10 protein-coding genes are annotated in these 12,137 nt (G+C 49.2%); all 10 read right to left on the bottom strand.

Going from position 1 to position 12,137, the window contains the following annotated elements:
- Window positions 1–23: 23 nt before the first annotated feature.
- A complete protein-coding gene (gene asnS, locus BN3279_RS17850) occupies window positions 24–1,319 on the bottom strand; it encodes an asparagine--tRNA ligase (protein ID WP_059052596.1) in 1,296 nt (431 codons plus the stop codon).
- Window positions 1,320–1,386: 67 nt separating this feature from the next.
- On the bottom strand, window positions 1,387–2,592 hold the full coding sequence (locus tag BN3279_RS17845) for an acetate/propionate family kinase (RefSeq protein WP_059052594.1): 1,206 nt from the start codon (window positions 2,590–2,592) through the stop codon (window positions 1,387–1,389).
- The gene (locus BN3279_RS17840; RefSeq protein WP_059052593.1) at window positions 2,589–3,461 is read right to left on the bottom strand and encodes a 3-hydroxyacyl-CoA dehydrogenase family protein; all 873 of its coding nucleotides are present in this window, start codon (window positions 3,459–3,461) and stop codon (window positions 2,589–2,591) included. The genes BN3279_RS17845 and BN3279_RS17840 overlap by 4 nt, the downstream gene beginning before the upstream one ends.
- 136 nt (window positions 3,462–3,597) lie before the next feature.
- Window positions 3,598–5,106, bottom strand: coding sequence for an AAA family ATPase (locus BN3279_RS17835; protein ID WP_059052591.1), 1,509 nt, complete (start codon window positions 5,104–5,106; stop codon window positions 3,598–3,600).
- Window positions 5,099–5,632 (bottom strand): hypothetical protein, encoded by a 534-nt coding sequence (locus tag BN3279_RS17830; RefSeq protein ID WP_059052589.1) that lies wholly within the window; start codon window positions 5,630–5,632, stop codon window positions 5,099–5,101. Before BN3279_RS17830 ends, BN3279_RS17835 begins: the two co-directional genes overlap by 8 nt.
- Before the next feature lie 158 nt (window positions 5,633–5,790).
- Window positions 5,791–6,276, bottom strand: a complete 486-nt coding sequence (locus BN3279_RS17825; RefSeq protein WP_059052587.1) for a cell wall elongation regulator TseB-like domain-containing protein — start codon at window positions 6,274–6,276, stop codon at window positions 5,791–5,793.
- Window positions 6,277–6,378: 102 nt separating this feature from the next.
- A complete protein-coding gene (locus BN3279_RS17820; protein WP_059052585.1) occupies window positions 6,379–7,677 on the bottom strand; it encodes an amidohydrolase in 1,299 nt (432 codons plus the stop codon).
- Window positions 7,674–8,318 (bottom strand): redox-sensing transcriptional repressor Rex, encoded by a 645-nt coding sequence (locus BN3279_RS17815; protein WP_059052583.1) that lies wholly within the window; start codon window positions 8,316–8,318, stop codon window positions 7,674–7,676. Before BN3279_RS17815 ends, BN3279_RS17820 begins: the two co-directional genes overlap by 4 nt.
- A gap of 21 nt (window positions 8,319–8,339) precedes the next feature.
- On the bottom strand, window positions 8,340–11,231 hold the full coding sequence (gene dinG, locus BN3279_RS17810) for an ATP-dependent DNA helicase DinG (RefSeq protein WP_059052581.1): 2,892 nt from the start codon (window positions 11,229–11,231) through the stop codon (window positions 8,340–8,342).
- Window positions 11,232–11,449: 218 nt separating this feature from the next.
- Complete coding sequence (locus tag BN3279_RS17805) at window positions 11,450–12,082, bottom strand: tetratricopeptide repeat protein (protein ID WP_082673116.1); 633 nt, start codon at window positions 12,080–12,082, stop codon at window positions 11,450–11,452.
- Window positions 12,083–12,137 lie beyond the last annotated feature (55 nt).

Below are 12,137 nucleotides of genomic sequence, written 5' to 3'. Positions count from 1 at the left end.
TTATATTCCCCCTGTTATCCAAATCAAGGATACAGGCGATACAGCATCCGTGGGAACGGAATTGTCTCACGAACATGATCCAGCCCGCATAACCAGGCTACTGTCCGCTCCAGCCCCAGACCAAAGCCTGAGTGCGGTACGGAACCGTATTTGCGAAGGTCAAGATACCATTGGTAGGTTTCCGGGGACAATTGGTGCTCCTTGAAGCGAGCTTCCATCAGTTCGGGATCATCAATCCGCTGCGAGCCGCCAATAATTTCGCCGTATCCTTCCGGCGCAATCATGTCGGCACATAATACAACCTCCGGACGATTAGGGTCCGGCTTCATGTAGAACGCCTTAATTCCCGCAGGATAATGCGTGATGAATACCGGCTTGTCATAACGCTCAGCAATTGCCGTCTCATGAGGTGCTCCGAAATCCTCACCCCAAGGAATATCAAAGCCTTGAGTATGCAAGTAGTCGATTGCTTCATCATAAGTAATCCGCGGGAACGGCGTTTGGATATTCTCCAATTTAGATACATCGCGTCCTACCGCCTCAAGCTCAGCCCGGCAATTTTTCAACACAGACTGCACAACAAAGGTAATGAAATTCTCCTGTACCTGAAGGCTCTCCTCATGATCAGTGAAGGCCATCTCCGGTTCAATCATCCAGAATTCAATCAGATGGCGACGCGTCTTGGACTTCTCTGCCCGGAAGGTTGGCCCAAACGAATACACCTTGCCAAGCGCCATTGCCGCTGCTTCCATGTACAACTGGCCGCTTTGCGTCAGATAAGCATCTTCCTCAAAGTATTTCGTGTGGAACAGATTTGTAGTCCCTTCCGCCGAGGTTGGCGTAAGGATTGGCGGGTCAACCAAGGTGAACCCGTTTTGATCGAAAAATTGCTGTACCGCGCGGATAATTTCGGCCCGAATCACCATTACCGCCCGTTGCTTGGCAGAACGCAACCACAAGTGGCGGTGATCCATCAGGAAATCAACACCGTGTTCTTTTGGCGTAATCGGATAGTTCTCGGTCAAATGAAGGATTTCAATCTCCGTTACCGTCATTTCATAGCCCGATTGGCTCCGGGGCTCCTCGCGGATAACACCCGTTACGTACATCGAAGACTCCTGAGTCAAGCTCTTGGCATTGTTCCAGGTATCCTCCGATACTTCGCTTTTCACCACAACTGCCTGAATATAGCCCGTTCCGTCGCGAAGCTGCAAAAATTGAATTTTGCCGCTAGAGCGTTTGTTGTTAAGCCAGCTACCGATAACTACCGTCTCTCCAACGTGCTCATTCACTTGACGAATCACAGTTTTGACCGCCATGCCTTTATCTCTCCTCTAACATCACTATAAAATATTTTACAACTCTTATGCTTATAATTCGCCGCTACTAATTCGATTCCTGCACGATGTTCAGGGTATCACGGGCAATCATCAGCTCTTCATTTGTCGGGATAACCAGAACCTCTACCTTGGAGTTCGGGGTAGAAATGCGGCGCGGATCGCCGGAACGTACTTTGTTCAACTCTTTATCAATCTCAATCCCCAGGTAAGTGAGGTTCTCAAGCACTTTCTCCCGCACAATGACCGAGTTCTCGCCAACACCCGCAGTGAAGACAATAGCGTCAACGCCGTTCATGGCTGCTGCGTAAGCACCGATATATTTGCGCAAGCGATATTCATACATTTCAAAAGCAAGCGTTTCGTTCGGCTTGCCTTCTTCCCAGCCATCCGTGATGTCACGCATATCACTGCTGCTGCCGGAAATCGCCAGAAGTCCACTATGCTTGTTCAGCATGGAATTGACTTCGCTGATCGACAAGTCTTCCTTGTTCATTACGAAGGTAACGACCGTTGGGTCCAAATCGCCGCTGCGCGTTCCCATCATCAGACCTTCCAATGGAGTAAGACCCATTGAGGTATCCACAGAAACACCGCCCTTAACGGCTGTCAAGCTGGCACCATTACCGATATGGCAAGTGATAATCTTCAAGTCTTCGATCGAACGGTCCAGATATTCTGCTGTTATACGGCTGACATATTGATGAGAAGTACCATGCGCACCGTAACGGCGAACGTGATGCTTCTTGTAAAGCACTCTCGGAATAGGGTACAGATAAACCTTCTCTTCCATCGTTTGGTGGAAGGCAGTATCAAACGCCACTACCTGTGGTACGCCCGGCATATTAATCTCTGCCGCGTTAATCCCCATGATGGCTGGCGGATTATGTAGCGGAGCCAAGTCGAACAGACGGCGGATTTCTGCTTTCACCTCAGGTGTAACTAAGGCTGAGCCTTTGAAGTATTCGCCGCCATGCACAACACGATGTCCGACGGCTTCGATCTCACCGATGGATTCAATCACGCCATGCTCTGGGTCCGTCAGCTTATCAAGCACTTTGCGAATAGCCGTTGTGTGCTCCAAAATTTCACTGACTTCTGTCACTTCTTCCTTACCGGTTGGCTTATGGTTGAGGATCGAAGAATCCATGCCGATCCGCTCTACAAGGCCTTTGGCCAATACTGATTCGTCTGTCATGTTGTACAATTGATATTTAAGGGAAGAACTTCCCGCATTAATTACTAATACCTTCACAGTCGATCACCATCCTTGTCGTATTTGAAGAATCCTTCACCCGTTTTTACACCCAGGTGACCGGCACGAACCATCTTCTTCAGTACAAAGGAAGGACGATACTTCAATTCGCCAAATTCGCGGAACATACGCTCCAGCGCAGCAAGCACTGAATCCAGACCAAAGCGGTCCGCCATTTCCAGCGGGCCATATTGGAATTGATATCCAACACGCATAGCTTCGTCAATCTCTTCCGCTGAAGCCACGCCTTCTCCGAGCACATGCAAAGCTTCGTTGATCATAACGCAAATAATCCGGGACGTTACAAAGCCCGGCGATTCATAGACCATCACACCGCGTTTCTCCACTACTTCTTCTACGAAACGTTTCGTTTCTTCGAAGGTCGTTTCAGAGGTTTTCAGACCGCGAATGATTTCGACCAAGTTAATTTTGGCCACAGGATAAATAAAATGCATGCCAATAACGCGCTCCGGATAAATCGTTCCTCCGGCAATTTCGGTCAGACTCAAAGTCGAAGTGTTGCTGGCAAGAATAATATTGCTAGGACATACCTGATCCAACTGCTTGAATACCTCTTTTTTGGCATCCAAATCTTCCGAAATACTCTCGATAACCATATCGCAGGTACCTAGTTCGGCAAAATGAGTTACTTTATGGATTCGGGATAAGATCAATTTTTTCTCAGCCTTCGTAATTGCCCATTTCTCCAATTGCTTGTCGAGGCTTGTCTCAATCATGCTATAGGCATGGTTCAGCTTTTCGGTCGTTTCTTCCACGAGCAATACGTCCAGGCCTTTGGCCGCGAGCATCTCACTGATGCCTTGCCCCATTGTGCCACCACCGATGACACCTATTTTTTTGTAATTCATGGTCCTCTCGCTCCATCCTTTCATCTTCTGTACATAATATGGTTCCCTAGATGTCGAATAATACATCTTCCTATACCCAACATATAATAATATCTTAGCACGAAGAAAAAGTAAAAAGAATAACCGGCATAGCGAATTATGCCGGTAAATCCATACTGTCACTAAATTGGCAACGGAACTGTTCCCCCGAAAGGCGCTCTTCCTGCAGCAAAATATGCAAGGATTTGTCGAATACGGCCGCATGCTTCTGCAGCATTTCCTTGGTTCTGCCCGCAAGCTCGTCCAAAATCCGTGAATTTTCGTTCATAAGAACTTCGGTTGTCACCATCTCCATGTTCACAATTCCTAGTGAAGTCAGGCCCGAAGTCATCATCGTCTGGACGATATTCAATGCCTGCTCAAAATCATTGCTGGAGCCCGTGCTGCGTCCACCGTAATAGATCTCCTCTGCGGCTGCTCCTGCCAGGGCAATCATAATTTGGCCTTCCAAATAAGGCTTGGTATACAGGTACTTCTCGTCCTGCGGATTGTGCCGAACATACCCCAGCGCCCTACCACGCGGACTAAGCGCAACCTGGCTGACACTGCCCGGCGCCACAACCTCGGCAGCAATCGCATGTCCCAGTTCATGAACCGCAACCCGGCGTTTCTCTTCTTCCGCTGCCTGACGATCGGTTTTCTCGCCCATGAGTACCTTGTCGATCGCCATCGACAAATGCTCTGGAGCAATTTGCTCCAGCTTATCACGCATCGCATAAATTGCCGCCTCGTTCATGACACTCTCAAGCTGAGCCCCGGAGAAGCCAAACGATTCTTCGGCCACCTTGTCCAAATCGACGTTGTCCTGCATCGGCTTGTTGGCCGCGTGCAGTTCCAGAATGCTGCGGCGCCCCTTCTTGTCCGGCAAATCCACTTGAATATGCCGATCGAAGCGACCCGGACGCAGCAAGGCACTATCCAGCATCTCCTTACGGTTAGTCGCGGCAACGAGTAAAATACGCGGAGTATCCGAAGAATAAATCCCGTCCATCTCGGTCAGCAACTGGTTCAAGGTCTGATCATACTCGCGTTGCTGACCGCCTTCCCGCTTGCCACCAATGACTTCAATTTCATCGATAAAAATAACAGCGTTCTCTTTGTTTTCCTTAGCTGCACGAGTTCGGGCCTCCTTGAACAGCTCACGAATCCGGCTGGCCCCCACGCCAACATACATTTCCACGAACTCACTACCTGAGGCCGCTACGAATACAGCATTGGTATAGTAAGCAGCCGCTTTGGCCAGCAACGTCTTCCCCGTTCCCGGAGGTCCGGTAAGCAAAATCCCCTTAATGGGGCGAATGCCAAATTTGCTGATTTCCTCATGTCGCACCATAAAATCCAGTGCTTCCCTCAGCTCTTGCTTGGCGCTCTCTTGACCTCCAATTTGATCAAACGTCAATTTGGCCGGAGCGCGCTTCTTACGTTTTCGTTCCTGACCAGCTCCGATCGCCAGTCCACCTCCGCGCATTTTAATCGCCATCAACAATGCGCCGAGCATCACCAGCGATAACAGGAGGGGAATCATGTTCACAACGCCGGTTATCCCTAGAAATATAAGCAGTACAGGGACAAAACCAACAGCAACTTCCACCATCCATCTACGCATTAGGCCATACCCCCATCCGCTGTGGCGTACGCGGCAAAATAATAAACTTACTGCTTTGCCCGTCTGTTAATGTGATATAGACATACTCATTGTCCATCTCCGCCGTGGCCTTGAGTTCTTTATGATCTTGTTCCATTTGCTCCAGAGCTGCCGTAATCTCCGTATATTGCTTGTTCTCCATCGCCTGAGCGACAGCAAACATGGCATTCTCCCATAGCTCGTTCAGCTCCGGAGAAGCATTGTCCGCCACATCTATCTTCAATTCACGATTGCCGATTTGCTTCTTCCCATCCTGCTCCAAATGCCGAATCACAGCACCCAAATCGGTACCTGGTACCAAATCCAGCTTGACACCAAGCTCCTTGGGCTGTATATCCAGTTGCACCTGACTTACACCTTCAACATCCTTTAACAAGTTCTCAAGCGGGCGTTCTATTGCCCATTCTTGGTAAAGGAACCAACCGCCGAACAGTACAACTCCGGAAATGACGATACTGGTAGCAATTCGTCCAACACGCAGTTTCACGCGTTTGCCTCCTTTATCTGTATATCCTTTTGTATATCATTATTACAAACAATAGTATATCATACCGTATATCAAAATTCGAAAAAAAAGAATGGAAAACAAAAAACAGTTTCGAAAGATCAGGTCTGCATCCTGAACTTCGAAACTGTTTTGCCATGTCAACGATTAGGCAACGTAAATACCTCCGACAAAGGCTCGCCGGTACTGAAGCTGAAAAATCGATAATAATGATGGGCTTGCTGCTTGTAGAACAATTGCCAGACCAACTGGTCGTTATAAATTCCGGGCAACAGACGGACCACCTCGATATCCGGCAACGTCTCCTTGATGATCCCTCTAATTTGGTCCTCGGATTTGCCCTCAGACAACAAGCGGACTTCCGGTTTTTCGTCTTCTGGTAGCCAGACCATAATCTCTCGCCCAGCCTCATCCTGTCCTTGAATTACAAAGCAAACCTTATCCCAGACCGACTTCCATACCTCATCACTGCGGACCAGTTCTGTCTCCTGTTTGGCTTGCTGAACCGCCGCCCTTTCGGCTTCCCAAGTATCCTCGTAAATATATATGTAGAACCGGTAGAGACCGATGAGCATTATCAACAGAATAATGATGGAGAGCAGGATCCATTGGGTTCGCTTCCTCAACCTTCTCTTCCTTTCTCTAAGCAGGCAACTGTAAGCCCCTTTTATCTTTCACCATGTATACTCACAGTGTACACCTGTATCTATATCAGTTGGACGGAACGATTAACGTGTCAATAACCCGTCAAATGCCTCTTGAGCCTCATAGCGGATACGCTCTTCATCAAGCGTCAGGCAAGCTCTGTTCTTCACAATCTGCTTCCCGTTCACCCATACGTGCTCTACATCCCCTGAACCTGCGGAATAGACCGCATGGGATACATAGTCCGTTTTCGGAACGAAATGAGCCTGTTCCGTGTTCAGCGCAATGAAATCTGCCTTCATTCCGGCAGCAAGCTTGCCCGTCTCGGGCAAGAATACCGAACGCGCTCCATATTCTGTCCCCATCTTCAGCGCTTCAAGTGCCGGGACAGCCGTCGGATCACCAGATACCCCTTTATGAATCAAGGCCGCCAGACGAACTTCCTCCAGCATATCCAGATTATTGTTACTGGCGGGACCATCTGTGCCGAGGGATACCACAATGCCCTTCTTCAGCATTTCCGGTACACGGGCTACTCCGCTAGCAAGCTTCAAGTTACTGCCCGGATTATGCGATACAGTCACTTGATGAGCCGCCAAAATGTCCAGTTCCTCATCTGTTAAATGCACAGCATGGGCTAATAGCGTAGGCCGTGAGAACATGCCCAGATTCAACAGATGTTGAACCGGACGGACTCCGTAATCTTTAACATTTTGTTCGACCTCAGCCCGGGTCTCCGACATATGCGTATGCATCGGCAAATCCAGGTCATGGGCGGCCTGTACGAATTTCTGAATGAACTCCGGCGGACAGGTATAGGGAGCATGCGGCGATAACATGGTCGTAATCCGTCCATCCGCCTGCCCCTGCCAGTTACGAGCAAAGGCGATAGCTTCATTCAGCTTCTGATCTTGTACCTCGGGTGGGCATAAACCAATGGCTCCCCGCATAAGAACAGCCCGAATGCCAGATTCCTGGGCGACCTTGGCTACCTCATCCATATGATCATACATGTCGAGGAAGGTTGTAGTCCCCCCCTTGAGCATTTCCAGCACCGACAATGCCGTCCCAGCCCGTACGTCCTCTGCTGTAAACTTGGCTTCCATCGGCCACATCTTCTCTTCAAGCCAGGTTTGCAGCACCATGTCGTCACCGTAACCTCTTAGCAGCGACATAGCGGCATGGCCATGGGTATTAATCAATCCGGGAAGAAACAGTAGGCCTTTACCGTCAAAGCTCTCTGCACCCTCCACACCTTCGGGGCGTTCTTCCCCGATGTAAGTAATCGTATCCCCCTCAACCAGCATATAACCTTGAATAACCGGACGCTCCTGATCCAATACCGCGAACGTCCCGTTCTTTATTAACCATTTTCGACTCATACTTCAGCATGTTCCTTTCCATTTTCCAGATAATAGGCCAGACTCAATAAGTCCGTTGTAAAGTCAGCCGCATGAATCCGTACTTCCGGTGGAACCTTCAATATGGTAGGGGCAAAATTTAAGATCGCTCCGATGCCTGCAGCGACCAATTGGTCTGCAACTCGTTGAGCTTCAAAATCCGGTACGGTAATGATTCCGATACGGATTTTTTCCTTTCTGACCGTATCCACCAACTCTTCAATCGGCCGGATCGTAATATTATTGATCTGCGTCCCGATTTTGTCTGGAGAAGCATCAAACACAGCGACAATCTTCATGTTATCCTTCAGATAAGCGTTGTAATTGGATAACGCATGACCAAGATTACCAGCACCCACAAGAGCTACATTGATTTGTTGGTCAAGATTCAATATCTGTTGAATTTTCTCAATAAGGTAAGCAACATCGTAGCCGATGCCCTTACGTCCAAAGTCTCCGAAATACGCCAAGTCCTTGCGAATTTGTGCTGGATTCAAATCCAGCTTCTGTCCTAGCTCCTGGGACGATACCGTAGGAACTTCCCTCCGGCTCAATTCATTCAAGAAGCGCAGATAGACGGGCAGTCGACGGACCACCGCATCAGAGATTTTATCTGATTTCATAACCATTCCCCCTTATCAACTTTACTTCATTTCACCAGCTTGATCAGCTTCATTATTAGCTTCATCAACCTGCAGCCATTCCGAGATACGCGAGACCATTTGACCAAGCGGCATATGCTCCATCTTCGGGCCGGGCAAAGAATATAAGAAATACTTTCCATAGTAGGATTCCAAGATGCGTGTATCATAAACAATCACAATGCCGCGGTCCTGCGATGAGCGAACCAGTCGCCCGAACCCCTGCTTGAAGCGGATGACCGCCTGCGGCACAGATAACTTCATAAATGGATTCTTTTTCTCACGTTGTAGCCGCTCACTCTTCGCCTCCACCAGCGGATGGTTCGGTGGTTGAAATGGCAAACGGACAATCGCCAGACTCGTCAGGGCCTCACCGGGGATATCAACACCTTCCCAGAAGCTGCTTGTGCCAAGCAGAACGGAAGCATCTTGCCCTTGGAAGCGACGCGTTAATTTGGTTCGACTACCGCTATCCATCCCCTGCCCAATCACTGTGATCCCCTTCTGAGCCAGCAAAGTCTTCAGCGGCTCATATACTTGTCGCAGCATCCGATATGATGTGAATAACACCATCATTCTCCCCCGGGTTGCCACCGCGGAGTCGGCAAGGGATTGTACCAGCGTATTGACGAAATGATCGTCACCTACCCCGCCCTTGACACTGGGGAAATCACGCGGGATAACCAGCAGTGCCTGATCCCGGTAATTAAACGGCGATGGGAGCATCGTTGTTACTAGCTTGTTCTCGCTTGCCGCCTCTGTTAAGCCCAGTTGTTCCACCATGTACTGAAATGATTTATCAACCGACAAAGTAGCTGAGGTCATCACCACGCTCTTCTTCTTGTCGAAGAAATATTCCTTCAGTTGGGCACTGACATCAATAGGTACCGCGTACATTTGCAATGACCGGCTACGATAGTTACCGCTCGCCTCCATCCAGTACACCGTATCCTCGCTCTCCAGCTTCATGAAGAACCGCAGTGCTTCGCGTTCGGTCGCCAGATCCTTGAACAAGCCGCTGATGTCAGTCAGCAAGCTCTCAGACCCATAATCATCCTGGTCCTCACGAATTTCGCTGAGCATGCGTTCACCCTTGCGGAGAACATCCCCCAGCGCAACATATATTTGATTCTCCAGAGCGGTCAAGGTATCCCATTCCTTGGGTTCCTTCCCCGGCAAGAGACGGTACACAAATTGCCCCGGGTCACCAGGAGCCGCGTCACTGCGATCCGGCATCAGTGAGAACAATTGCTCGCTTAACTTGTCCCAGTTCTCCTTCACCTCAATCAGGTTCGGGTAGATGCCATCGATGACCGCTGACCATTCGCCTGACTTCTCGCCTGGCGAGGCTTGTAATGCAGCCCGCAAATTAGCCAACTGACCAGTCTTGCTGTCCTTGAATAAACGGGTCAAAGTATGAACCACTGTGAAATATTTCATATGGATACCCAAATGTTTGCCTGCTACATCCTCCAAATGATGCGCTTCATCAATGACCAAATGCTCATAGCCCGGTAACAATTGATGTCCTGCCTGGATGTCAGTAAACAATTTGGAGTGATTCGTAATGACTACATCGGCCACTCCGGCCTCATGCTTGGCGCGGTGGTAGAAGCACTTACGGAACCAAGGACACGACCGGCCCAGGCAAGAATCCGATTCACTGGCCACCGTCTCCCAGAAATCACCTCCGCGATTTCCCAAGTTCAGTTCTTCATCATCACCGTTCCCGGTTTGCGTCAGCCACACAATCATTTGGGCGGCGATCATGACATCTTCTTTGGGAGTGGCGAAATCTTTCCTGCTTATTTTATGTTCAAATTTGCGCAAGCACAAATAATGCTGCCTTCCTTTAAATACCGCTGCCCGAAACGGGAACGGCACGACCTCTGTCAGGAGTGGGATATCTCTCTCCCGAAGCTGCTCCTGCAAATTAATGGTATGGGTGCTGACCATAACCTTCTCGTCTTGTTGAACACTGTGGTAAATGGCAGGCAACAAATAACCCAGCGATTTGCCCGTGCCTGTACCAGCCTCTACCATGAGGTGCTTCTCCTCGGCAAAGGCCTGCATGACCTCTTGCAGCATCAAGTTCTGCGCCTCGCGCTCCTCATATTGCGGAAGTCGTTCCCGCAAGCGTTCACGTACCTGCTCCATAAATTGCTCGAAGCTGATGTTCTCAAGCGGGTTACCCTCTATAGAGTCCCGGGCTGGCTGAATCTCCATCCAGTCCTCCGCTTGCAGCGCGAACTGCCGGTAATACGTGAATCCGTCGTCGCCAGTTAACGTCTCGCGTTCCTTCTCCTGCACCATCGCGTCAAAAAACCAGCCAAGGTCGCTGTCCTCGCTGGCAAATAGATCATTCAGGCGCTGCAAGGTGAGCAAAGGAAGCTGTTCGCACTCTTCCAGACATTTCAGGAAGATGAGCGCGGTGGCCAGGGCATCGCTGTCCGCCCGATGTGGACGGTCATGCTGCACTTCAAATTCGGCCGAAACCATGCCGAGCTGATAGGAGGTCAAGGACGGAAACAGGATCTTTAAGAAATCCATCGTATCCAGTATTCGACCCGTGAAGGGCAGATATCCCGTTTGGTCCAAAGCGTTCTGCAAAAAATTAAAATCGAACGCTACATTATGTCCAACAAGCACAACATCATTGAGAAGCGGCACCATCTCCATCATAACTTCATCCAAGTCCGGAGCGTCCTTCACTTCCTCCTCTGTAATTCCCGTAAGTCCGGTAATGAAGGGAGGGATCGGAACACTCGGCTTGACGAGGGATTGATATACCTGTGAAATGCTCTTATCTGGCTCTATAATGGCAAGTCCTACTTGAATAATTTCATCAGAGGACTGGTTACCCGTCGTTTCAAAATCAAGCACGGCATATTTCATTGCGATTATAAGTCCCTTTCGTTCCAGTCTCTCTACAGCATAACAGAAGATTGCTCATTTGAAAATTAATACAAGAAGGAATTTGTAATTTAAATCACAACAGAAAAACAAGCGACGCCCCGCTTCACACGGATAGCATCGCTTGATCAAACGTAGATATGAAGTACCTATAAGTTCGAGTTCAATTCCGGTTTGAGAGCCAGGTTTTTCAGCATCCATTACAAGAGGGATGTCAATTCATTGCCATAAGAAAGCTTCCCCTTACTGTGAAGACAAGCTTCCAGATTGGCCAGGGGTTCGGCCAGGGAAGGGTCACTGTGGTGCGCCAGGGTAAAATACTCCTTCGCCTTGGCGAAGATCCCCTTCTGTGCTTCAATACAGCCCAAGGCGTTGTAGATGATCGAACGAAGCCGCTTACTCCCCGCCCGCTCCAGCACGAACCAGAAATGCTTGGCTGCATGTTCGCTCTGTTCCATGTGTAAATGACACATCCCCAGGCAGGTGCGAGCCAGTACACTGTCTGGGTACTGCCTGATGACCTGCTCAAACTCTTCAAGTGCCTGGGGGAACATCAACAACTTATAATACCCCTGTCCCTTAATAAAACATGGCGCGTCCAACTCGGGAAGCTCCGGCATATCCTTAAATTCAGGATTTCCCAGCTTTTGGCGTACATCCCCCATCTTCTCTTCAAAGCAAAGCCATTCCTCAATAATTCCATCACTCATATGCTTGAGCAAATTCCACTGTTGTGCAAGCTCTTGCTTCTGGGCATCCCCAGCCAAATGAAACTTACGGGAAATATCCTCCAACATTTCATTCATTTCCGCAAATACATGCTGAAACATCATTCGCCATCCCACCCTTCACGAAAATGAAATCAGTCCGCGCCATACGTTCATTTTT

The organism is Paenibacillus senegalimassiliensis (assembly GCF_001486585.1).
GTDB classification, from domain to species: domain Bacteria; phylum Bacillota; class Bacilli; order Paenibacillales; family Paenibacillaceae; genus Fontibacillus; species Fontibacillus senegalimassiliensis.
The sequence above is the reverse complement of the archived record's forward strand: the minus strand, read 5'-3'. Positions and strand labels throughout refer to the sequence as shown.